The organism is Nocardiopsis sp. CNS-639, from assembly GCF_000381685.1.
In the GTDB taxonomy this organism is placed as follows: Bacteria; Actinomycetota; Actinomycetes; order Streptosporangiales; family Streptosporangiaceae; genus Nocardiopsis; species Nocardiopsis dassonvillei.
The window spans coordinates 99,642-121,754 of record NZ_KB906857.1 but is presented as its reverse complement, the minus strand read 5'-3'; the positions used below and the strand labels follow the sequence as shown (position 1 = coordinate 121,754).

The window sequence follows — 22,113 nt, the reverse complement described above, 5'->3', positions numbered from 1 at the left end:
TCCGTCGTGGAGAACTTCGAACCCGTCTACGGGACGGGCCCCCTTCTCGGGATCGCTGCGGGAGCCATCGCCCTCCTGCTGTTCCTGATCATCCGCCTCAAGCTGCACGCGTTCGTGGCGCTCATCCTGGTCAGCGTCCTGACTGCCCTGGCCACCGGCATCCCCGTCTCCGGGGTGGTGCCCACCCTCCTGGACGGCTTCGGGAGCACCCTCGCCAACGTCGCCCTGCTCGTCGGGCTCGGCGTGATGATCGGCCGCCTGCTGGAGATCACCGGAGGCGCGGCCGTCCTGGCCGGGGCGCTGATCAGGCTCTTCGGTGAGAAGCGCGCGCCGCTCGCACTCGGCGTCGCCTCCCTGCTCTTCGGCTTCCCGATCTTCTTCGACGTCGGCCTCATCGTCATGCTGCCGATCGTCTTCAGCGTGGCCCGCCGCGTCGGCGGATCCGTGCTCATGTACGCGCTGCCCACCGCGGGAGCCTTCGCGGTCATGCACGCCTTCGTGCCCCCGCACCCCGGCCCGGTCACCGCGGCAGTGGAGATCGAGGCGGACATGGGCCTGGTGCTGCTGATCGGCACCATCCTGGCCATCCCCACCTGGTACCTGGCCAGCTACCTGTTCGGCCTGTGGGCCGGGAGGAAGTGGGAGCTGGCGGTTCCCGAGGACATCATGTCCGACGGCACCGTCAAGCACGAGAACCCGCCGCGCCTGGTGACCGTGCTGGCCGTCCTCCTGCTGCCGATGCTGCTGATCTTCGCCAACACCGGTATGACCACGCTCGTCTCCACGGGCGCGGTGTCCGCCGAGGCCACGTGGGCGCAGATCCTCCAGCTGCTCGGGCAGACCCCGATCGCGCTGCTCATCACCGTGCTCTTCGCGATGGTCGTGCTCAGCCCGGGCCGCTTCACCCGCCAGCGGGTGGAGGAGATCGTCGGCGGCGCGCTCGGCCCGGTCTGCGCCATCATCCTCATCACCGGCGCGGGCGGCATGTTCGGCGGAGTGCTGCGCACCAGCGGCATCGGCGACGCCCTCGCCGACAGCCTGGAGTCCACCGGCCTGCCGGTGATCGTCGCCGCCTTCGTCATCGCGCTCGCGCTGCGCGTCGCTCAGGGCTCGGCCACCGTCGCCATCACCACGGCGGCGGGTCTGATCGCCCCGGCCGTGGCGGCCACCTCGGGACTCTCCTCGATCGACCTGGCCCTGATCGTCATCGCGATCGCCTCCGGCGCCACCGCCCTGTCGCACGTCAACGACTCCGGGTTCTGGCTGGTCGGCCGTTTCCTGGGTATGGACGTCAAGACGACGCTCAAGACCTGGACGGTCATGGAGACCCTGATCGGCTTCATCGGCTTCGGGCTCGCCTTCGGACTCAGCCTGGTGCTGTGACCGCGCGGGCGGAACCCGGTCGTCCGCTCAGGACGCGGGTTCCGCCCTCCGGTCGCCCTCCAGCGCGACGGACACCTCGGTGACGATGGAGCGCATCGCGGCCTCCGCCACGTCGGGGAGGCCGTCCCGGATCGCCTGGGCCACGGCCTTGTGCAGCCGCAGCGCCTCCGGGCGCGGGTTGCGCGGCATCAGGTGGTAGGAGGTGCGTCCGACCAGGACCTCCGCCACCACCTGGGACAGGCCGACGAACATCTCGTTGCCGGACAGCTCCAGGATGCGGCGGTGGAACGTGACGTCCAACTCCAGGAAGGTCTCCAGGTCACCGGCGCGCCCGGTGCGGACCATCTGGTCGGCGACCACGACCAGCTGGGCCCGCTCCTCGGCGTCGCCGCGCTCGGCGGCCAGGGCCGCGGCGCCCGGTTCCAGCGCGGCGCGCAGTTCGTTGAGCGAGCGCAGCTGCTCCATCCGGCCGGGCCCGGCCAGGCGCCAGCGGATGAGCTGGGGGTCGAAGACGCTCCAGTCCCGGCGCGGACGCACGCGGATGCCGGTGCGGGGGCGGCTGACCACCAGCCGCATGGACTCCAGGACGCGCACGGCCTCGCGCGCGACCGTCCGGGAGACGCCGAAGTCCTGCTCCAGACCCTGGAGGGTGAAGGTGTGGCCGGTCCGGTACTCGCCTGCGGCGATGGCGGGTCCGAGCACCGCCAGCACGCGGTTGTGCAGTGTGCGGTGGTCCGTGGCCATCGTTCTCCTCGTGCTCCGGGGCCGTCCGGTTGGCCGCATGCGGCCGTGGGTCACGCTGAAGCCTAGCCGGATTGATTGATATCACTATTAACGGTGACACTTGCGGCCACGCAGGGGCACCACGACACGGAGAAACCATGCACTTTGTCTTCATGGGGGTCTCGGGCAGCGGCAAGACCACTGTCGCCGAACGTGTGGCCAAGCAGCTGGGCCTGCCCTTCGCCGAGGCCGACGACTTCCACCCCCGGGCCAACATCGACAAGATGGCGGCGGGCGTCCCGCTGACCGACGAGGACCGCTGGCCGTGGCTGCACGAGCTGGCCCGGTGGATCGCCGAGCACGAGGCCGCCGGCCAGTCCACGGTCATGGCCTGCTCGGCGCTCAGGCACAGCTACCGCGACGTCCTGCGCCAGGCCGCCCCGGGGGTGCGCTTCCTGCACATGCACGGCTCCGCCGAGGTGATCTGGCGGCGGATCGAGGCCCGCCAGGACCACTTCATGCCGCCCGCGCTCCTGGAGTCGCAGCTCAACACCCTCGAACGGCTGAAGGAGGACGAGCCCGGCCTCGAACTCGACGTCAGGGACGACGTGGAGTCCCTCGTCGGGCAGGCCCTGGAGTACGTGGGGCCGCTCCTGCGTCCGGCGAAGGCGCCGGTCGTCGGGGACTGAGGGGAGCGCCGCCCCGGTGCGGCGCGGCGGCGACGTCCTGCGGCGCACCGCCCCCGAGGGCGGGGCGGCCGGAGCCCGGGCCCTCGTCGCGCGCGTGCCCGAGGGGGGAGGGAGCCGACGGCGCACCGTCGGCCCCCTCCCGCGCTACTCCTCGTCGTCCTCGCCGTCGGCGGCCGCGTGCAGCCGCGCCAGGTGGTCGCTGTCGTCCTCCCCGTGGCGGCCCAGGTAGATCTCCCTGGCCTCGTCCGCGATGTCGGCCGACTCATCCTCGAAACCGTAGTCGGCCAGGTCGTCCAGCAGGTCCAGCGCCCGGTGCAGGGCGTCGCCGTCGTCGGGGGACTGGGCGGCCTCCTGCGGGACGTGGTCCGCGACGATGGCGAGGACGGCGGCCCGTGCCTCGTCCACGGCACTCTCGGATCCGGCCGCGGCGGTCAGCCGGATCCTGGTGATGGGATCCTCGTCGGCCACCAGCATCAGCTGTTCGGCCAGCCAGGAGGCCTCCTGGCCCTCGAGGAACGCGGTCAGCGCCGCGTCGTCAAGCGGTGTGGTCATTGGCAGATCATAGGCCCGCCCGGTGCCTCCACCGACACCGGTGTCCGGGCTCCGGGGCGGGTTCGCGGTCCCGGAAAACACACCCTTTCATCCGATCATCCGATATCAGATGGCGGGAAAAATTCTTTTCCCGGGGTTACGGGGGTGTTGCCGTGAAGTATCACGTGATAGTGCGTTCATCTGTTCGACAACTCGTATCCGAAAATGCGCTCATGGATCACGGCACAGATGGGAAACGGTTGTATTAATACCCAGCTGTCTATCTTCACAGTCGCTCTCGGAGCGGTCTAGGGTCCACTCAATCGTTCCAGGGCCTGCCGGGCCCCGCACTGAGGTGGACCATGTTCAGGAAGCCCTTCCGAAAGCCGCTGGCCCTCCTGGCCTCCGCGGCCGCGCTCACGCTGGTGGCCACGGCGTGCGCCGAGAGTAACCGCGAGGGCGGGGGGACCGACGCGTCGGAACCCTTCGTCTTCGCCTCCGCGGGCGACATCAAAACCCTCGACCCCTTCCTCACCAGTGACGGTGAGACCTTCCGTTACAGCAGGCAGGTATTCGAAACCCTTCTCGAACACGAATCGGGTGGGACCGAAATCGTCGGCGGACTCGCCGAGGACTGGGAGCAGTCCGAGGACGGCACCGTCTGGACCTTCCACCTGCGCGACGGAGTCCTGTTCCACGACGGCGACGAGTTCAACGCCGAGGCGGTCTGCGCCAACTTCGACCGCTGGTACAACCTCACCGGCGGTTTCCAGAGCTCGAACAACTCCTATTACTGGCAGTCGATCTTCGGCGGCTTCGCGGAGAACGAGAGCGAGGACCTCGCCGAGTCCCGGTACGTCTCCTGCGAGGCCACCGACGAGCTGACCGCGGTCATCACGATCGACGAGTACTCCTCGATCTTCCCCGGCGGCTTCAGCCTCGCCTCGTTCGGCATCATGAGCCCCAGCACGCTGGAGGCCATCGCCGACGCCGAGATCACCGGCGAGGAGGGCAACTTCACCCTCCCCGAGTACACCCAGACGGCCGGAACCGTCGCGGGCACCGGGCCCTTCACCGTCCAGGAGTGGGACCACGACCAGGCCGAGGTGACCCTCCAGCGCTTCGACGACTACTGGGGCGAGGCCGCGGGCTTCGAGACGATGATCCTGCGCGCGATCCCCGACGAGACCGCCCGCCGCCAGGCCCTGGAGGCGGGTGACATCCACGGCTACGACCTGGTCGCCCCCGCCGACGTCGCCCCCCTGTCCGAGGCCGGGTTCCAGGTGCCCACCCGCGGCGTGTTCAACGTCCTGTACATGGCCTACCAGCAGGAGGCCAGCGAGGCGCTCGCCGACCTGGAGGTGCGCCAGGCCCTCGCCCACGCCGTGGACCGCCAGCGCATCGTCGACACGATCCTGCCCGAGGGCGGCGAGGTCGCGAGCCAGTTCCACCCCGACACCCTCGACGGCTGGTCCCCGGACGTGCAGACCTACGAGTACGACCCCGAACTGGCCAGGGAGATGCTGGCGGACGCCGGGCAGGAGGACCTGACCCTGGAGTTCTGCTACCCGACCGACGTCACCCGCCCCTACATGCCCGCGCCGCGCGACATCTTCGACGTCATCGCCGCGGACCTGGAGGCGGTCGGCGTCACCGTGGAGCCGGTCACCTACGAGTGGACCGAGTACGTGCCGCGCACCAACTCCGGTGAGTGCCCGCTGTACCTGCTCGGCTGGACCGGCGACTACAACGACGCCTACAACTTCATCGGCACCTGGTTCTCCCAGTACAACAGCGAGTTCGGCTTCCGTGACGAGGACCTGTTCGAGGCCATGGAGGAGGCGAGCACCAACCCGGACCAGGAGGAGCGCGTCACCGCCTACCAGGACCTGAACAACCAGATCATGGACATCCTGCCGGGACTGCCCATCTCCAGCTCCCCGCCGTCCATCGCCTTCTCCGCGAACGTCAACCCGCCCAACGTCAGCCCGCTGACCCAGGAGCAGTTCGCCGAGGCCTCCTGGAAGTAGTGCCCCTCCTCCGCGGGGAGGGGAAGGGCCCGACCGGCCACCGGTCGGGCCCGCCCACTGCCCGGGGCCCGCGGTCCCCGGCCCGACCGGGACCGCGTGCCCCGCGCCGCGGCACCGCCCGGCGGGGCGCGCCGCACGCGCGCCGCCCGGGCCCCTGTCCCAACCACCCGCTCGAACTCCCGCCGCGACCCGGCGGGGGACGCTTCGCGTCCATCGTTCCCACCACTGGCGAAAGGCGGCGAAGGTGCTGCGATTCATCGTCAGGCGTCTCCTCCAGCTGATCCCGACACTGGGCGGCCTGTCGATCCTGCTGTTCGTCTGGCTGCAACGGCTGCCGGGCGGACCGGAGTACGCCCTCCTCCCCGACGACGCGACGGCCGAACAGCGCGCCGCGCTGCGCCGTTCCCTCGGCCTGGACGAACCGATCACGGTTCAGTACCTGGCCTTCCTGCGCCGTATCCTCCAGGGCGACCTCGGGACCTCGCTCTCCACCGGACGGCCGGTCACCGAGGAGTTCCTCACCCGCTTCCCGGCCACGTTCGAACTGTCAGTCACCGCGATGCTGATCGCGGTCGTCATCGGCGTCCCCCTCGGCTACCTCGCCGCGCGCAGGCGCGGCTCCGTGCTGGACTTCGCGGCCGTGGGCGGGTCCCTCCTGGGCATCTGCACGCCGGTGTTCTTCCTCGCCTTCATCCTGAAGGTGGTCTTCGCCGAGCGGCTCGGGATGTTCCCCTCCGCCTTCCGGCTCTCCCCGGGCCTGATCCGCACCGACCTCAGCGGATTCGTCGTCCTCGACGGCCTGCGGACCGGGGAACTCGACGTGGTGTGGGACGCCCTGCTCCACCTCGTGCTGCCCGGGATCGCGCTGGCCTCGATCCCGCTCGCCGTGATCGTCCGGATGACCCGCGCCAGCGTGCTGGAGGTGGTCGGCGAGGACTACGTGCGCACCGCCAACGCCAAGGGGCTGCACCGCAACACCGTGCGCACCCGCCACGTGATGCGCAACGCCATGCTCCCCGTGGTCACCTCCGTCGGACTGCTCACCGGAAGCCTGTTCGCCGGGGCGGTGCTCACCGAGAGCGTCTTCGCCTTCCCCGGCATCGGCTCGTTCGTCTACGCGGCCACGCAGGGGCGCGACTACCCGGTCCTGACCGGGTTCATCCTGCTCATCGCGACCATGTACGTGTTCATCAACCTGTTGGTGGACATCTCCTACAGCCTCCTCGACCCGAGAGTGCGGGCCCAGTGATGCCGACGACACCGAGCCCCCACAACCCGTCCGAACCCGCGGGCGCCCCGGAGCCCGAGGGCACCGCGGCCCAGCGCACGCCCCTCCTGGGACGCAAGGCGGCCAGGGTGGACCGGCTGGCCGAACTCATGGGCCAGCGCGAGGAGGGCGAACACGGCGCGGGCATCTGGCGCACCGCCTTCGAGCGCATGCGCCGCAGCCCCATGGCCATCACCGGCGCCGTGATCGTCGTGGTGTTCCTCGTCGTGGCGCTGTTCTCGCCGCTCATCGCGCCCTACGACCCCGTCTCGCAGAGCTGGGGCGACGAGGTCTTCCCCAACCGCAACGTGTTCGTCGGCCCGCGCGCCGAGAACTGGCTGGGCCTGGACAACCTCGGCCGCGACCAGTTCTCCCGCATGGTGATCGGCGCCCGGCAGACCCTCCTGGTCGGCGTGGTCGCCACCCTGGTCGGCCTCGGCGTCGGCGCGCTGCTCGGCGGCGCGGCCGGGGCCGCCGCGGTCCTCGGCGGCCGCTGGGGGCGCCAGGTGGACAACGCCGTCATGCGCGTCATCGACATGATGCTGGCGCTGCCCACCCTGCTGCTCGCGGTCACCATCGCCGCCCTGGTCGGCCCCAGCCTGACCACGGTCATGTTCGCGGTCGGCGTGGCGCAGATCCCCATCTTCGCCCGCCTCCTGCGCGGCGCGATGCTCTCCCAGGGCAACCGCGACTACGTGCTGGCCGCCCGCGCGCTGGGCGTGCGCAAACACAAGATCGCCCTCGTGCACATCCTGCCGAACTCGCTCGGCCCGGTGATCGTGCAGTCCACGCTCACCCTGGCCACCGCCATCATCGACGCGGCGGCCCTGTCCTACCTGGGTCTGGGCAACCCGGACCCGGCCTTCCCCGAATGGGGGACCATGCTCGCCGACGCCCAGCGGTTCCTGTCCAGCGCGCCGCAGCTGGCCGTCTACCCGGCGCTGGCCATCATCGTCACCGCCCTGGGCTTCACCCTGCTGGGTGAGGCGATGCGGGAGGCGCTCGACCCCAAGCTGAGGAAGTGACATGAGTTCCAGCACGCCGCTGCTGGCGGTGGACGAGCTGTCCGTGGTGTTCGGCGGACGCGGCTCCGACGAGGTGCGGGCCGTGGACGGGGTGTCCTTCACCCTGGAGGAGGGCCGGGTGACCGGCCTGGTCGGCGAGTCCGGCTGCGGCAAGAGCGTCACCTCGCTCGCCCTCATGGGTCTGCTCCCCGACCGGGGGGTGCGGGTCGGCGGCAGCGCCGTCATGCGGCTGCCCGACGGCCCCGTCGACCTGTTGAAGCTGCCGCAGAGACGGATGCGCGACCTGCGCGGCTCCCAGCTGGCGATGATCTTCCAGGACCCGCTCAGCTCCCTCAACCCCGTGGTGCCCATCGGCCGCCAGGTCACCGAGATCCTGCGCCGCCACCGGGGGATGCGCGGTTCGGCCGCCGAGAAGGAGGCCGCCGACCTGCTGGACCGGGTGGGCATCCCCGACCCCGGGCGGCGGCTGCGCGAGTACCCGCACCAGCTGTCGGGCGGCATGCGCCAGCGCGCGCTCATCGCCATGGCGGTGGCCTGCCGCCCCCGCGTGATGATCGCCGACGAGCCCACCACCGCCCTGGACGTCACCATCCAGGCGCAGATCCTGGAGCTGCTCCGGGACCTGGTCACCGAGGAGGGCACCGCCCTGCTGATGATCACGCACGACCTGGGCGTGGTCGCCGGGCTGTGCGACGACATCAACGTCCTGTACGCGGGACGGGCGGTGGAGACGGCGCCGCGCGCGCCGCTGTTCGCCGACCCCACCCACCCCTACACGGTCGGACTGCTGGGCTCCATCCCCCGGCTGGACGCCCCGCGCGGCGAACGGCTCACCCCCATCCGGGGGTCGGTCAACGACAACATCGCCTGGGCGCAGGGGTGCGCGTTCGCGCCCCGCTGCGACCACTACACGATGGAGTGCCTCCAGGGGCCGCCGGAGCTCGTGGCGGTGGGCGCCGCGGCGGGCGTGGAGGAGGGCGGCCGATCCGGGGAGGGCCCGGCGGCCGCACACGTGCACCGGTGCGTGAACCCGATCCGGGACGCGGACGTGACCGACCGGCCCACGCTGGACGGCCCGGACGGTCCGGACGGCGACGACGAGGAGGAGCGGGGATGAGCCTGCTGCGGATCAACGACCTCAAGGTGCACTTCCCCATCAGGAGGGGGGTGTTCTTCGACCGCACCGTCGGCCACGTGCGCGCGGTCGACGGCGTCAGCCTGGAGATCGAGAGCGGCCAGACCTACGGCCTGGTGGGCGAGTCCGGCTGCGGCAAGACCACCCTGGGCCGCGCGGTGCTGCGCCTGGTGGACGTCACCGAGGGCGAGGTGCTCTTCGGCGGGCAGGACCTGGCCGCTCTGGACGAGGAGTCGATGCGCCGCCAGCGCAAGAACCTCCAGATGGTGTTCCAGGACCCGCTGGGCAGCCTCAACCCCCGGCAGAACATCGGTTCCATCCTGCTGGAGGGCTTGCAGACCCACGGGATCGGCGGCCCCGCGTCGGGGGAGGGGCCCTCCGGCGGCAGGGAGCGCCGCGCCCTGGTCCTCGAGGACCAGCGCAGGCGCGTGGTCGACGCCCTGGAGAGGGTGGGCCTGTCGGCCAAGGCGCTCACCCGCTACCCGCACGAGTTCTCCGGCGGCCAGCGCCAGCGCATCGGCATCGCCCGCGCGCTGGTGCTGGAGCCCGACCTCATCATCTGCGACGAGCCGGTGTCGGCGCTGGACGTGTCGATCCAGGCCCAGGTGCTCAACCTGTTGGAGAGCCTCCAGGAGGAACTGGGGCTGACCTACCTGGTCATCGCGCACGACCTGGCCGTGGTCCGCCACGTCAGCGACGTGGTCGGGGTGATGTACCTGGGTGGCCTGGTGGAGGAGGCCTCCAGCGACGACCTGTACGAGACGCCGATGCACCCGTACACGCGCTCCCTCATGTCGGCGGTGCCGGTCCCCGACCCGGAGGTGGAGGACAGCCGCGAGCGCATCCTGCTGGCGGGAGACCTGCCCTCACCCGCCAACCCGCCCGAGGGCTGCCGCTTCCACACCCGCTGCCCGTGGCGGCAGAAGGAGCGGTGCGACACCGAGCGGCCCGAACTGCGCCCGGTCGGGAACGCCGCCGAGGGCGGCACCCACAGGGTGGCCTGCCACTACGCCGAGCAGATCCTCTCGGGCGAGATCCAGCCCAGGGAGGAGATGGCCGAGCGCATCGTGCACGGCACCGGTTGAGCCGACCGGCGGGGGCGGCCGTCCGGGATCCGGACGGCCGCCCGCCGTGACGGACCACCGTGGCCCCTTCTCAGGCGTGGTGCCTCCTCCAGGCGACCGCGATGCTGGCGCCGATGGGCGCGGGCCTGGTGCTGCTGTTCCTGGGTGTGCGGCGCGCGGAACGGACCGCGCGGGCCCGAGCCGCACGCGACACCGACGCTCCCTGAAGGGGGTGGGGCGCAGCGGGGCGCCGCACACGCGGGCGGCTGTGCGGTCGCTCACGCAGGGGCGCGAAGCCCCAGACGGGCGTGTCCCGTGCGCGGCGGGCGGCGAGAACTTCCGCCGGAACCGGGAGAGGACGCCCCCGCGCGGGCACGATGACGGCATGAGGCCTTCGCTGGACACCGTCCCCGGCACCGGGGCGTTCCTGTACGACCGCGACTGCGGGTTCTGCAAGCGCTCGGTGGTCTTCGCCCGCGACCGGCTGCGCGCCCGCAGCCGCTTCGTGGCCTGGCAGGACTTCGACCTGGACTCCGCGGGGCTGACACCGGAGCAGACCGACGCCAGCGCCTGGTTCGTGTACGCGGACGGACGCCGCTTCTCGGGCGGCGACGCCGTCGCCGAACTCCTGCTGCACGGGCGCCCGCTCACCCGGCCGCTGGGCCGCCTGGCGCGCCTTCCGCTGCTGCGCGCGCTCAACCGGGCCGCCTACCGCTGGGTGGCCGCCAACCGCCACCGCATCCCGCTCCCCGGGGGAGCCCCCTCCTGCGGCCTCGGCCCCCCGCCACAGGACGGATGACCCGGCGCCCCCGTGACCGGTGGCCGGTCGGCGGCCGCCTCCGCGCCGGCCGGGCGTATGGCCGACCGCGGACTTCAGGCCGCGCGCAGGGTCCGGCACACCTCCAGCAGCCGCCCGCGCAGCACCGCGCCGCGCTCGGCGAACCCCCGCTGCGCCTCCATGTACTCCGCCTTGCCCTCGGCGGTCTCGATCCGCACCGGCGCGTACCCCCACGCCGCCAGGTCGTAGGGGGAGGCGCGCATGTCCAGCGTCCGGATCTCCCGCGAGAGTTCGAAGCAGTCCACCACCAGCTCCGAGGGCACCGCCGGGGTCAGCTTGTACGCCCACTTGTACAGGTCCATGTTGGCGTGCAGGCACCCCGGCTGGTCCAGTTCGTCCTGCCGCTCCCGGCTGGGCCGGAGCGTGTTGAGCGGGCGCGCGGCGTCGGTGAAGAACCGGAACGCGTCGAAGTGCGAGCACTGGATCCGGTGCGCCTCCACGACCCGGTCGGTGCCCTCCCGGCCCAGCCGCAGCGGCACCTGTCCGTGGCGCACCTCTCCGGCCCGGTACACCATCGCCCACTCGTGCAGCCCGAAGCAGCCCAGGTGGGCGGGGCGCCCGGCGACCGACGACAGCAGCCGCTCCACGAAGTCCAGCACCGGCCGCGCCGCCAGGAACGCCGCGGTGTCCAGGCCCACCGCGCCCCCGGGCAGCGCGGTGTAGAACCGCTCGCCCAGGCGGGCGCGGGCGCCCTCGCCCAGCAGCACCGTCCCCGCGCCCGGGTGCCAGCGCCGCAGCTGCGCGGGCTTGAGGTTGTAGTAGGTGAACAGGAAGTCCTCCACCGGGTGGCGCACGCCCTCCCGACGGCGCCGCAGGTGGTCCCCGACCAGCGCGTCCACGCGGTCGCGGTGCCGCTCGGCGCGCTCGCGCCACCGCTCCTCGGGCAGGGCCGCCATGGCCCGCGTACTCGCTTCCGTCACGGCCCCCAGGGTACGCGCGCCGCGGGATCCCCCGCCCCCGCGTCACGTCGCACGCGTTCTTGTACGCTCCGGTGATGGGCGTGCGCAACTATCTGGTCGAGGGCGTCTCCGGCACCGGCAAGACCTCGGTCTGCGCGGAACTGCGGCGGCGCGGATACCACGCCGTGGACGGCGACCTCGAACTGGCCTACCAGGGCGACCCGCGAACCGGCGAGCCGACGGAGGGCATGAGGCACGAGCACCATCTCTGGCACGTCGACAGGGTCAGGTCCCTGGTGGCCGACCGGGGCAGCGCGGTGACGTTCTTCTGCGGCGGTTCCAGGAACTTCCCGGAGTTCGTCGACCTGTTCGACGGCGTTTTCGTCCTGGAGATCGACCCGGGGACGCTGTGCCGTCGGCTCGACGGGAGACCGGAGGGGGAGTGGGGCGCCAGGCAGGCCGAACGGGACCTCATCGTGCGCCTGCACCGGACGAAGGAGGACGTTCCCCGGGACGGTACGGTCGTCGACGCCACCAGGCCGCTCGCGCGCGTCGTCGACGAGATCCTGCGCCTCACCGGGGGATAGACCCCTCGCGGCGCGTGTCCGGCTCCGGTCCGCCCGCCCGGTCGGGTTCAGTTCGACTGCTGCACGGGCAGGTGGCGGCCCAGGTAGCCGATGTACACGCGGTTCGTGGTGCCCGGCCCCAGGTGGGGGTAGAAGTACAGCCGCGGACAGATCCCGTACTCGATGTCGAGCTTGATGTGCGCGTACATGGGCAGCCGCCCGCTCGGCTCCACCTCCTCGGGCACCCGGAACAGGCGCTTGTCGTTGAGCTTGCCCCGGTTGCGCACGTGGTCCGACTCCTGCGAGGCCAACCGCTTGATGGGGATCACCTGGTACCCGTCGGGGGTCTCGCGCAGGTAGGAGTGGAAGCCCAGCCCGGTGCCGGGGTTGTCGAACTGGTAGCGCGCGTAGTCGTTCAGGGCCAGCAGCGCCTCCCACGCGCGGGTGACCCACAGGGACTCCTTGCGGCTGTCGGACAGCTCGTAGACCGTGGCGTCCTCGATGGTGAAGTACAGGTGCGGCAGGACCGAGTCGTCGGTGATCCGCTCCAGCAGTTCGCGCACGCTGACCGGGGGCCGCCGCTGCGGATCGCTCGGCGCGGGTGCCGCGGCCAGCCGGAACAGCCCGGCCTCGCGCGCCTGTTCGCGCAGCCAGCGGGCCTCGTAGCGGGCGGCGCGCGCCTGTTCGCGCGCGGTGTCGAGCTCCTCGCTCAGGTCGGCGGTCTCGGCCAGGAGTCCGTGGCGCTCCTCGGCCAGCTCACTGACCCGCGCGCCGAGCCGGGTGACCTCCTCCCGCAGCCGCTGGGTCTGCTGTTCCAGGGCCTCGCGCTCCAGCGCCGAGGCGGTTCCGGTCGGGACCGCCCCGCCCTGCGCCGCCTGGTGCACGACGGCCGCGCCCCGGGCCGCGGGCACGCTCACCCGAGGCCGTGCCGTGCCGGGGTCGGACCGCCGCAGGTCGTCGGTCTCCTCCTCCAGCAGCGCGTCCACGGCCTGGAGCGGGTCAGGCAGGCCCACCTCCAGCGCGTTGTCGCGCACCCGCCGTGAGAGGGCGGCGCCCACCCAGTTGCGGATGCGCTCGCCGTCGCGCGCGGTGTCCAGCGTGGCCGGGCTCATCCGGGGGTGGCGGGCGGAGTCCGCCTCGTCGTGCGGGTCCACCCCCGGTAAGAAGGTGCGCACCCCGCCGGGCGGGACGTCCAGGCCCGGCGGCAGGAGCGCTCCGACGCGCTCCAGGGCGGCGTCGTCGAGCACGTACCCCGAGCACATGCCGGTGCAGCGCGACAGCGCCCCGGCCATGGCCCCGCGCCAGTCGGCGACGGTCACGTCGCGGGGCGAACCGGTGGCCACCACCGCCATGCGCCGCAGGGGGTCGCGGATCGTCGCCACGAGCGTGTCCACGAGGTCGTCGTCGCGCCCGCGCACGATCCGGGGCGTGGGCGGCAGCGGGTGGCCGCCGTCGTGGCCGTGCACCGCCTCCAGGAGCATGCGTGCGGCCTCGGGCGGCATGACGTCCAGCCGGGGATGCTCGGAGCCCTCACCCGCCGGAGAGGAGGGGGTGACGGTCATGTCGATCCACACGTACCGCCACGGGGACAGCGCCGGGTCCACGACAGCGGTGGCGACCGTCCGCCACACGCCGTCCGTCTTGTCGGACTCGGTGGTCAGCCGCAGGAAGGACAGGCCCTCGTCGGGGTTGTCGTGCCGTACGACCAGGGCGCGGGAGCGGTTGCTCAGCTCATGGCGCCCCGAGGCGGAGAAGTCCACGCGCGCGCCCGAGTTGCCGCGCTTGCTCAGCCACCGCGACAGGACCGTCGAGGTGACGGCGACCAGGTCGCCGTCGTGCTCCGGGACCGCGACGAGCGTGCGGTAGACAAGCGGCAATGGGCACTCCCGGGATCCCGTCGGCGGTGGCGGACCCGAGGGTCCGGCCGAACGCGCTGGCAGAGCCCTCCTCACCACTGTGGACGAAGGAGGTCGCCGGCGCCAGTCGGCCGACCAAAGATCCCCGGTCAGGCTGTCTGATCCTCAGACGATACCGCCCGTCACCCCGGTGTACACCCCCCGCTGTCGCCCCTGTTCGGAGCGCGGATCCGTGTGCGCGTCGTTCTTGCGCCACGGTGGCCAACTCCCGCGTTCGGGTTGGCAACAGTGGACAAGGCACACCGGGAGAAGGGGGCACTAGCGTCACGGGCATGTCTACGCGTCCGTTCTGGCTGGCCGGCACCGCCGCGACCGGCGACACCGAGATCACCGTCGTCAACCCCTACACCGGCGAGGACGCGGGTACCGTCTCCGTGCCCACCGCCGAGCAGATCGAGGAGGCGGTGGCCACCGCGCACGCGGTCGCCGCCGAGGCCGCCGCCCTGCCCGCCCACGTGCGGGCCGACGCCCTCGACCACGTCTCCCGGCGCATCGGCGAGCGCGCCGAGGAGATCGCCCGCACCATCACCGCCGAGAGCGGCAAGCCGATCAAGTGGGCCCGCGCCGAGGCCGGACGCGCCGTGTCCGTGTTCCGCTGGGCGGCCGAGGAGGCCCGCCGCGACAGCGGTGAGCTCCAGCGCCTGGACACCGACCCGGGCGGCACCGGCCGCATGGCCCTGGTACGCCGCGTCCCCAAGGGCCCGGTCCTGGGCATCTCGCCGTTCAACTTCCCCCTCAACCTCGTCGCCCACAAGGTCGCCCCGGCCATCGCCGTCGGCGCGCCGATCATCCTCAAGCCCGCTCCCGCCACCCCGATGACCGCCCTGATCCTGGGCGAGATCATCGCCGAGACGGACCTGCCCGGCGGCATGGTGTCGGTGCTGCCGATGCCCAACGAGCTCGCCGCCCCCCTCATCACCGACGAACGCCTGCCCGTCATCTCCTTCACCGGCGGCCCCTTCGGCTGGCAGCTGCCCCGCCTGGCCCCGCACAAGCACGTCACCCTGGAACTGGGCGGCAACGCCGCCGCCGTGGTGCTCGCCGACGCCGACCTGGACTGGGCGGCCCAGCGGGTGGCCCTGTTCGGCAACAACCAGGCCGGACAGGTGTGCATCGGCGTGCAGCGCGTCATCGTCGAGGACGCCGTGTACGACGAGTTCGTCCCACGCCTGGTGGAGCGGGTGGAGGCCCTCGGCGTGGGCGACCCCGCCGACCCGGCCACCGACGTGGGCCCGCTGGTGGACGAGGCCGCGGCCGAGCGCGTGGCCTCCTGGATCGACGAGGCCGTCACCGCCGGGGCCAAGCTCCTCACCGGCGGCACGCGCGACGGCGTGACCGTGGCGCCGACCGTGCTCGCCGAGGCCCCGGACGACTCCCGGGTGGTGCGCCAGGAGGTCTTCGGCCCGGTGCTGGTCCTCCAGCGCGCGGCCGACACCGACGCCGCCTTCGCCGCGGTCAACGACAGCGACTTCGGGCTCCAGGCGGGCGTGTTCACCCGCGACCTGCCCACCGCGTTCCGCGCCCACCGCGAGCTGGAGGTCGGCGGCGTGGTCATCGGCGACGTGCCCACGTTCCGGGCCGACCAGATGCCCTACGGCGGCGTCAAGGGGTCGGGTGTGGGCAAGGAGGGCGTGCGCGCCGCCATGACCGACCTGTCCTACGAGCGGGTCCTGGTCCTGACCGGAATCGACCTGTAGGACCGCCGGGGGCCGCCCCGGACGCGGAACGAGCGGTGACCCCCGTGCCACGGGGGCCGGGGGACACCGCTCGTCCGGCGGGTACTACAGCTGGGCGGCCTGCTCGTACAGCTCGCGTGCCTCCTGGCCGAGCCGGGGGCCGTACTGGACGCTGCGGTCGTCGGCGTACTTGAAGCTGACCACCGAGGTGATCGTGCCCCGGCCGGTACCGGTGTCGAAACCGGCGAACCAGGGGCCTCCGCTGGAGCCCTGCGTCATGGAGCAGCGCACCCCGTTGGCCGTGGTGCCGCCGGTGTCGGGCTCGGTGCGGCCCGAGCAGTAGTGCAGGTGCCTGCCCTCGTACGGGGCCGCCGACGGGTACCCGAACGTGTACACCTGGACCCCCTCGCGCACCTTGTCCTCGGTCCAGGTGCCGAACTCGATCCGCTGGGAGCCCACCCGCTCCTGGACGGTGGTGCCCCCGTCGGGGTTGAGCACCACCATGGCGAAGTCGTAGCTGTCGTCGGCCTGGCGCGACCACTCCGGCGCCACCAGAAGGTCGCTGGCGGTGAACCGCCCGTAGGGGCTCTCCCCGTCCGCGTGGCCGGGCACGAAGGTCCAGTTGCGGGCCCACGAGCCCCGGCCGTCCTTGGCGCAGTGCCCGGCGGTGACCACGGTGCTCCGGTTCGCCGCGTCCACCACCGACGCCGAGCACGTGAAGTCGCGCCCGTCCATGGTCAGGTAGACCTTGCCGGTGGTCCTGGTGACCAGCCCGCCCGAGGTCCAGCGCTCGCCCCGGCTGTCGGGGCGCGGCGCGGCCTGGTGCTCCACTCCCCCCTCCGGCGCCGACCCGTCCCCGGCGGGCGGGAGGACGTCCTCCAGCATGCCGGTGATGGGTTTGGCGGCGGCCATGCGCTCCTCGGTCCAGTAGTCCAGCACGGCCTGGTGCTGGTCTCCGGTCACGGCGGCGCTCTGGTGGGAGAGCCCCGCCACGTGCGACAGGGCCTCGCGGTCCTCCTGCGCGGGAACCGCGGGGGAGTGGATGGCCTGGGTGACGGCGGACGCGGGCGCCGGGAGCTGCTCGGCGAGGAAGAGACCCCCGGCGGCGACCGCCGCGGCGGCGAGGGGGGCGAGGATCCTGTGTGCGGTGGACGAGGTCATGACGAGCATCCTCGCACACTTTCGGTAGCCAAGTGGCTACTTTGTGTTTGTGTCGTGCGCGGTAGGGGAAGAAGGGGCCGCCTCCGGCACGGGGATGTGCCGGAGACGGCCGGAGGGCGCCCGGCCCGCCGCCGCGGGAGACCCCTCGGGACCGATCAGGCCAGCGGGACCGTGACCTGGGCGGGGGCTTCCTCTGGGGAGGTCACGCTCACCCGGTCCCCGATGTCGCTCTCGTCCTGGTAGCGCGCGTCCATGCTGTCCACCACCACGGCCAGGCGGTGCCCCGCGGGCACGTCCCAGACCACCGGCGCCAGCTCCGTGTCCACCGTCACCGGTTCACCGGGAGTGACCCCGCGCAGGGTGTAGGGCGCGTGCGACAGCAGGGAACCCGTTCCGCGCCCGTCGATCGCGTACAGGTACACGTACACGGACTGCTCCGGAGCGGTCGGCGTGAACGTGAGGGAGACCTCCGGCGTCCCCGCCACCCGCGCCCCCTCGGGGTAGGCGGGACTGGTCCACACGGCGGCCCGGTAGCGGTCCACCGTCGGCAGCAGCACCCCGGTCGGTATGTCGAAGAACTGCTGGAGGGCGCCGGAGACCATCACCGTGCCGCTCTCGGCCGGGGTGGCGATCCCCGTGCGGAAGCGGTAGTCCCAGCCGGTGGAGGGCTCGGGCTCCATGGCGCCGCTGCTCTGCCAGCGGAACCAGTCGGTGCTCGGCTCGGCCAGGTAGTACCGGTCCGTGCTCGCGGTGACCGACGGCCAGTCGGGGTGCGTGGTCCAGCCGCCGCGCCCGTTGTTGGGCCTGACGTGCACGGGCCCCTCGGCGTCCACCTCGTTGGCCTGGCCGCGCAGGTGGTGGTCGAACCAGTCGCCCAGGGCCTCCCACACCTCGTTGGGCAGCCCGGCCGCGCCGAACAGCTCCTGCGTGGCGTGGTCGCCCGGGGTGATCATGAGCCGTTTGGGCACCTCCAGCTCCTCGTAGAAGTCGGTGATGTGGCCCACGGGGAAGATGCCGTCGTTCCAGGCGTGCGCCATCATCACGGCCGTGCCGTTGGCGTTGATGGCGTCCACCTTGGTGGCCGCCGACCGGTCCGGGGCCACGTCCAGGGCGGGCTGGATGTCGCCGCGCCGGTAGGCGGCCTCGATCCCGGCCAGCTCCTCGCCGGGGGTGCCGGTGAGGTTGCCCGCCAGCAGGAGCAGCTCGGCCGACTGCGTGTCCACGGTCTCGTTGGGGTACAGGGAGACGGCCAGGTCGGCCCAGCCGCTCAGCGAGGCCACGGCGCGGATCCGGTCGTCCTCGGCGGCGGTCAGCAGGCTGATGCCGCCCCCGTAGGAGATCCCGGCCATGCCGATGCGCTCGGGGTCGGCGTCGGTGTTCTCCAGCGCCCAGTCGATGACGGCGCTGGCGTCGGCGCGGTCCTCGGGACCGGCCACCCCGATCCCGCCGCCCGAGTCCCAGAAGCCGCGCGAGGTGTAGGCCACGACCTGGTAGCCGGACTCGTGGGCCAGCCTGGCGGCGGCGCCCACGTAGAGGAGGTGGGGCGTGCCCCAGGCGGAGGGCATGACCAGCAGCGGGTGCGGGCCCTCGACCCCGGTGGGGGTGATGACCTTGGCCCTGAGCTCGGTGCCGTCGTGGCTGACGATGGTCTCGTAGCCGATGCTGGCGCCGACCGCGGCCGAGGCCGGGGCGGGGGAGAGGACCGCGGCGGCGAGCACGGCCGCCAGGGCGACGGACAGTAGGCGGGGGAGGAGCCGCGCGGCGGCGCGGAGCCCGGAGCCGGTCCGGGGTGGTCCGTCCTCGGAGAGCGCGGGGAGGAAGGGGGTTCTGGCAGGGCGCATGACGGGAGAACCTCAGGGGGACTGGCGGGGTGGGGGTGACCGATGGGTCGTCGCGCCGTCTCGCCATCGGGGGAGGCCGGGACCCGGGGGCCCGGCGGAGGCGCCCGGGGGGAGCGCCTCACGGGGGTCGTCCTGCCCGGTGGTCCCACCGGGCTGTGCTCGCGTCGCCTGGACGCGCTGTCTGACGGACCGTTCTAACTGGGGGGTAACTTACTCACGGGTTAAGTTAGGTCACCGGGCACCGGTTGTAAAGACCCGGTGACGCACGATCCCGTCGGTTCCCGTGGCCGGCGCCACGGGCCCCGCCCCGCCGGTGGGCGTCCCGCGCCCTGTCGGAGGGCGGCCCGTCTTCCGCGCGGCGAGGGCCTTCCCCCGCGTGCGCGTCACCCGGACCGGCTTCCCCGGCCCCCTCCGGCGGGCCCCGGACCACGTTCCGCCCCGGCCCCGGCGCCTGTCCACAGGCCCCGCGCCCCGCCCCGCGGATTGCGGAACAATGGGGAGCGTGCGAGAAGAACAGCGAACAGCAGTGATCCTCGGTTCCACCGGCTCGATCGGGACCCAGGCCATCGACATCGTCCAGCGCAACCCCCGACGCTTCCGCGTGGTGGGCCTGGCCGCGGGCGGCGGGCGCGTGGACCTGCTCGCCAAGCAGGCGGCCGAGCTCGACGTCCCGCTGGTCGCCGTCGCCGACCCCGACCGCGCGGGCGAACTCGCGCGCGCCCTCGCCGGGCACGGCAGCCGCGCCACCGTCCTGGCCGGGCCCGAGGGGGTCGCCGAGCTGGCCGGGAGCGAGTGCGACGTCGTCCTCAACGGCATCACCGGCGCTTTGGGCCTGGAGTCCACCCTCGCCGCGCTGCGCGCCGGGCGCACCCTCGCGCTGGCCAACAAGGAGTCCCTCATCATCGGCGGACCGCTCGTGCGCGGACTCGCCAGGCCCGGCCAGATCGTCCCGGTCGACTCCGAGCACTTCGCCATCGCCCAGTGCTTCCCCCACCTGCCCGAGGGCGAACTCGCCAGCCCCGCGCAGGGCCACGTCCACGCCCGCCGCGACGAGGTGCGCCGCCTGGTCGTCACCGCCAGCGGGGGCCCCTTCCGCGGCCGGGGCCGCGACGAACTGGCCTCGGTCACCCCCGCCGACGCCCTCAACCACCCCACGTGGAGCATGGGCCCGGTCATCACCGTCAACTCCGCCACCCTGGTCAACAAGGGGCTGGAGGTCATCGAGGCCAACCTGCTCTTCGACGTGCCCTTCGACCGGATCGACGTGGTCGTCCACCCGCAGTCGGTCGTCCACTCCATGGTCGAGTACGTGGACGGCTCCACGATCGCCAAGGCCAGCCCGCCCAGCATGATGATCCCCATCGCCTACGGGCTCGGCGCGCCCGACCGCGTACCCGACGCCGCGCCCGGCATGGACTGGACCCGCGCCCACACCTGGACCTTCGAGCCCCTGGACCACGAGGCCTTCCCCGCCGTCCGCCTGGCGTGCGAGGTCGGTAGCGCGGGCGGGACCGCGCCCGCGGTCTACAACGCGGCCAACGAGGAGGCGGTCGACGCCTTCCTCCGGGGAAACCTCGCGTTCCCGGCCATCATGGACACCGTCTCCCGGGTAGTCTCGGAGCACCAGCGAACAGAACGTGCCGGGGGAGCGTCCTCCCACAGAGGACATCTGAGCCTGGACGACGTGTACGCCGCTGACACCTGGGCCCGCACGCGTGCGCGCGAGCTGCTCGCGCGCCAGGCCTGACACCGCCCTGAGGAGAGATGCATGGTCGCCCTGATGACCGTGGTCGGGATCGTCCTGTTCGTCTTCGGCCTGCTGTTCTCGATCGCCTGGCACGAGCTGGGACACATGTCCACGGCCAAGATGTTCGGGATCAAGTGCACCGAGTTCATGGTGGGCTTCGGCAAGACCCTGTGGTCCGTCCGCCGGGGCGAGACCGAGTACGGCATCAAGGCGGTCCCGCTGGGCGGGTTCGTGCGCATGGTCGGCATGCTCCCGCCCTCGCGTCAGAGCGCCGACGGCAGCTCCCGCAAACTCTCGCGGTGGCGGGCCATGGCCGAGGACGCCCGTGAGGCGTCCTACGTCGAGCTGTCCCCCGAGGACCAGGACCGGCAGTTCTACCAGCGGGCGCCCTGGAAGCGCCTCATCGTGATGTTCGCCGGTCCGGGCATGAACGTCATCCTGGCCGCGATCCTGCTCGCCGTGCTGTTCATGGGCATCGGGGTGCCGCAGAGCACCACCCAGATCGCCACGGTCAGCGAGTGCGTGGTCCCCGCGGGCAGCTCCGTCACCGACTGCGAGGACGCCCCGCCCACGCCCGCGGCCGAGGCCGGGATGCTGCCCGGCGACGTCATCGTCTCCGTCGGCGGCGAGTCCACCCCGGACTGGAGCACCGCCAACCGGCAGATCCGCGAGTCCATGGGCGACACGGAGATCGTGGTCGAGCGCGACGGCGAGCGGCTGCCGCTGAACGTCGACATCGTCGAGAACGAGCTCCCGGCCCGCGACGCCGAGGGCGAGTTCGTCTACGAGACCGACGCCGACGGCGAGCCGGTCTACGACGAGCAGGGCTACCGCGTCTACGAGACCGAGGTCGTGGGCTTCCTCGGCATCGTCTTCGCCACCGAGCGCGCCCCGCTCACCCTCGCCGAGTCCGCCGCCGAGATGGGCAACATGATGATCGGCGTCGGCGAGGCCCTCATCGCCCTGCCCAGCAAGGTGCCCGACGTGTTCGCCGCGGCCTTCCTGGGCGAGCAGCGCACCCAGGACTCCCCGGTGGGCATCGTCGGCATCTCCCGCATCGGCGGCGAGATCATGGCCCAGGGACTCCCCGTGGCCGACACCGCCGCGATCATGATCCAGATCCTGGCCGGGGTGAACCTCTTCCTGTTCGCCTTCAACCTGGTGCCCATCCTGCCGCTGGACGGCGGGCACATGGCCGGCGCCATCTGGGAGTGGATCAAGCGCGGCTGGGCCAAGCTGTTCCGCAGACCCGAACCCGCCCCGGTGGACGTGGCGATGCTGACACCGGTGGCCTACGTGGTCGTGGCCTGCTTCCTGGTGTTCAGCGTGGTCCTGCTCGTGGCCGACCTGTTCAACCCGGTCAGACTCTTCGGCTGACCCCCGCCCCGGCGGCCCTCCGGCCGCCGGGATGGGGCCGCGTCCGGCCGCTCCGGTGAGCCGGGCGTGTGCCGGGGTCTTTCCCGTCCACCGCCGCGGTGACCGCGCGACGGTCGGCGGACACCCCCGCGGCGCCGGGCGTTCACCCTGGTCCGCCTGCTCCGCCTTCCGTGCCGGGCACGCCCCCGGGTACGGGTAACCTGGGGGCGCGATCCGGGAACGACGGCGTAGCCAAGGCCGCCGGA

General features: G+C 72.5%; 19 protein-coding genes. 13 read left to right on the top strand and 6 right to left on the bottom strand.

The features are described from left to right. The first annotated feature begins 6 nt into the window (after positions 1–6). Entirely contained in the window at positions 7–1,383 is a 1,377-nt protein-coding gene (locus tag G011_RS0108005) for a GntP family permease (protein WP_019608023.1), read from the top strand. A gap of 27 nt (positions 1,384–1,410) precedes the next feature. On the opposite strand, the gene G011_RS0108000 is transcribed toward G011_RS0108005, so the two are convergent. Beyond that, the gene (locus tag G011_RS0108000) at positions 1,411–2,127 is read right to left on the bottom strand and encodes a FadR/GntR family transcriptional regulator (protein WP_013154647.1); all 717 of its coding nucleotides are present in this window, start codon (positions 2,125–2,127) and stop codon (positions 1,411–1,413) included. Positions 2,128–2,264: 137 nt separating this feature from the next. On the opposite strand from G011_RS0108000, the gene G011_RS0107995 reads away from it, so the two are divergent. After that, positions 2,265–2,795, top strand: coding sequence for a gluconokinase (locus tag G011_RS0107995; protein ID WP_019608022.1), 531 nt, complete (start codon positions 2,265–2,267; stop codon positions 2,793–2,795). A gap of 144 nt (positions 2,796–2,939) precedes the next feature. Here the strand turns inward: G011_RS0107995 and G011_RS0107990 are convergent, their stop codons facing one another. Continuing rightward, positions 2,940–3,347 (bottom strand): hypothetical protein, encoded by a 408-nt coding sequence (locus G011_RS0107990; protein WP_019608021.1) that lies wholly within the window; start codon positions 3,345–3,347, stop codon positions 2,940–2,942. A gap of 341 nt (positions 3,348–3,688) precedes the next feature. Here G011_RS0107990 and G011_RS0107985 point away from each other — a divergent pair, with 341 nt between their 5' ends. The 7 genes from G011_RS0107985 (at position 3,689) to G011_RS0107955 (ending at position 10,646) form a co-directional block, all read left to right on the top strand. After that, the gene (locus G011_RS0107985) at positions 3,689–5,356 is read left to right on the top strand and encodes an ABC transporter substrate-binding protein (RefSeq protein ID WP_019608020.1); all 1,668 of its coding nucleotides are present in this window, start codon (positions 3,689–3,691) and stop codon (positions 5,354–5,356) included. Between the two features lie 244 nt (positions 5,357–5,600). Further along, entirely contained in the window at positions 5,601–6,605 is a 1,005-nt protein-coding gene (locus G011_RS0107980; RefSeq protein WP_013154643.1) for an ABC transporter permease, read from the top strand. After that, positions 6,605–7,648: an ABC transporter permease gene (locus G011_RS0107975; RefSeq protein WP_019608019.1), complete on the top strand. Its 1,044-nt coding sequence runs from the start codon at positions 6,605–6,607 to the stop codon at positions 7,646–7,648. The genes G011_RS0107980 and G011_RS0107975 overlap by 1 nt, the downstream gene beginning before the upstream one ends. 1 nt (position 7,649) lies before the next feature. Beyond that, positions 7,650–8,765 (top strand): ABC transporter ATP-binding protein, encoded by a 1,116-nt coding sequence (locus G011_RS0107970; RefSeq protein ID WP_019608018.1) that lies wholly within the window; start codon positions 7,650–7,652, stop codon positions 8,763–8,765. Further along, a complete protein-coding gene (locus G011_RS0107965; RefSeq protein ID WP_019608017.1) occupies positions 8,762–9,868 on the top strand; it encodes an ABC transporter ATP-binding protein in 1,107 nt (368 codons plus the stop codon). The genes G011_RS0107970 and G011_RS0107965 overlap by 4 nt, the downstream gene beginning before the upstream one ends. A 59-nt stretch (positions 9,869–9,927) precedes the next feature. Then, positions 9,928–10,074: a hypothetical protein gene (locus G011_RS31660; RefSeq protein WP_155979737.1), complete on the top strand. Its 147-nt coding sequence runs from the start codon at positions 9,928–9,930 to the stop codon at positions 10,072–10,074. Positions 10,075–10,232: 158 nt separating this feature from the next. Beyond that, complete coding sequence (locus G011_RS0107955; RefSeq protein WP_019608015.1) at positions 10,233–10,646, top strand: thiol-disulfide oxidoreductase DCC family protein; 414 nt, start codon at positions 10,233–10,235, stop codon at positions 10,644–10,646. 74 nt (positions 10,647–10,720) lie between these two features. On the opposite strand, the gene G011_RS0107950 is transcribed toward G011_RS0107955, so the two are convergent. Further along, positions 10,721–11,581: a hypothetical protein gene (locus G011_RS0107950; RefSeq protein ID WP_019608014.1), complete on the bottom strand. Its 861-nt coding sequence runs from the start codon at positions 11,579–11,581 to the stop codon at positions 10,721–10,723. Positions 11,582–11,679: 98 nt separating this feature from the next. Here G011_RS0107950 and G011_RS0107945 point away from each other — a divergent pair, with 98 nt between their 5' ends. After that, positions 11,680–12,171 (top strand): AAA family ATPase, encoded by a 492-nt coding sequence (locus G011_RS0107945; protein ID WP_019608013.1) that lies wholly within the window; start codon positions 11,680–11,682, stop codon positions 12,169–12,171. Positions 12,172–12,218: 47 nt separating this feature from the next. On the opposite strand, the gene G011_RS0107940 is transcribed toward G011_RS0107945, so the two are convergent. Continuing rightward, entirely contained in the window at positions 12,219–14,027 is a 1,809-nt protein-coding gene (locus G011_RS0107940; RefSeq protein WP_019608012.1) for a hypothetical protein, read from the bottom strand. A 311-nt stretch (positions 14,028–14,338) separates the two neighbouring features. On the opposite strand from G011_RS0107940, the gene G011_RS0107935 reads away from it, so the two are divergent. Further along, positions 14,339–15,763: an aldehyde dehydrogenase family protein gene (locus G011_RS0107935; RefSeq protein ID WP_019608011.1), complete on the top strand. Its 1,425-nt coding sequence runs from the start codon at positions 14,339–14,341 to the stop codon at positions 15,761–15,763. Between the two features lie 84 nt (positions 15,764–15,847). On the opposite strand, the gene G011_RS0107930 is transcribed toward G011_RS0107935, so the two are convergent. Beyond that, the gene (locus G011_RS0107930; protein WP_019608010.1) at positions 15,848–16,903 is read right to left on the bottom strand and encodes a serine protease; all 1,056 of its coding nucleotides are present in this window, start codon (positions 16,901–16,903) and stop codon (positions 15,848–15,850) included. Between the two features lie 155 nt (positions 16,904–17,058). After that, positions 17,059–18,744 (bottom strand): CocE/NonD family hydrolase, encoded by a 1,686-nt coding sequence (locus G011_RS0107925; protein ID WP_019608009.1) that lies wholly within the window; start codon positions 18,742–18,744, stop codon positions 17,059–17,061. A gap of 526 nt (positions 18,745–19,270) precedes the next feature. Between G011_RS0107925 and dxr the strand changes: the two genes are divergently transcribed. Continuing rightward, on the top strand, positions 19,271–20,491 hold the full coding sequence (gene dxr, locus G011_RS0107920) for a 1-deoxy-D-xylulose-5-phosphate reductoisomerase (RefSeq protein ID WP_019608008.1): 1,221 nt from the start codon (positions 19,271–19,273) through the stop codon (positions 20,489–20,491). 21 nt (positions 20,492–20,512) lie between these two features. Continuing rightward, positions 20,513–21,868, top strand: a complete 1,356-nt coding sequence (locus G011_RS0107915) for an RIP metalloprotease (protein WP_019608007.1) — start codon at positions 20,513–20,515, stop codon at positions 21,866–21,868. The last annotated feature ends 245 nt before the right edge of the window (positions 21,869–22,113 follow it).

Bases quoted from the DNA above. Each gene is read 5' to 3' on its own strand.
- G011_RS0107930 (WP_019608010.1), bottom strand. From the start codon at position 16,903: ATGACCTCGTCCACCGCACACAGGATCCTCGCCCCCCTCGCCGCCGCG.
- G011_RS0107925 (WP_019608009.1), bottom strand. From the start codon at position 18,744: ATGCGCCCTGCCAGAACCCCCTTCCTCCCCGCGCTCTCCGAGGACGGA.
- G011_RS0107990 (WP_019608021.1), bottom strand. From the start codon at position 3,347: ATGACCACACCGCTTGACGACGCGGCGCTGACCGCGTTCCTCGAGGGC.
- G011_RS0107995 (WP_019608022.1), top strand. From the start codon at position 2,265: ATGCACTTTGTCTTCATGGGGGTCTCGGGCAGCGGCAAGACCACTGTC.
- G011_RS0107935 (WP_019608011.1), top strand. From the start codon at position 14,339: ATGTCTACGCGTCCGTTCTGGCTGGCCGGCACCGCCGCGACCGGCGAC.
- G011_RS0107915 (WP_019608007.1), top strand. From the start codon at position 20,513: ATGGTCGCCCTGATGACCGTGGTCGGGATCGTCCTGTTCGTCTTCGGC.
- G011_RS0108000 (WP_013154647.1), bottom strand. From the start codon at position 2,127: ATGGCCACGGACCACCGCACACTGCACAACCGCGTGCTGGCGGTGCTC.
- G011_RS0107945 (WP_019608013.1), top strand. From the start codon at position 11,680: ATGGGCGTGCGCAACTATCTGGTCGAGGGCGTCTCCGGCACCGGCAAG.
- G011_RS0107985 (WP_019608020.1), top strand. From the start codon at position 3,689: ATGTTCAGGAAGCCCTTCCGAAAGCCGCTGGCCCTCCTGGCCTCCGCG.
- G011_RS0107970 (WP_019608018.1), top strand. From the start codon at position 7,650: ATGAGTTCCAGCACGCCGCTGCTGGCGGTGGACGAGCTGTCCGTGGTG.
- G011_RS0107965 (WP_019608017.1), top strand. From the start codon at position 8,762: ATGAGCCTGCTGCGGATCAACGACCTCAAGGTGCACTTCCCCATCAGG.
- G011_RS0107975 (WP_019608019.1), top strand. From the start codon at position 6,605: ATGCCGACGACACCGAGCCCCCACAACCCGTCCGAACCCGCGGGCGCC.
- G011_RS0107950 (WP_019608014.1), bottom strand. From the start codon at position 11,581: ATGGCGGCCCTGCCCGAGGAGCGGTGGCGCGAGCGCGCCGAGCGGCAC.
- G011_RS0107955 (WP_019608015.1), top strand. From the start codon at position 10,233: ATGAGGCCTTCGCTGGACACCGTCCCCGGCACCGGGGCGTTCCTGTAC.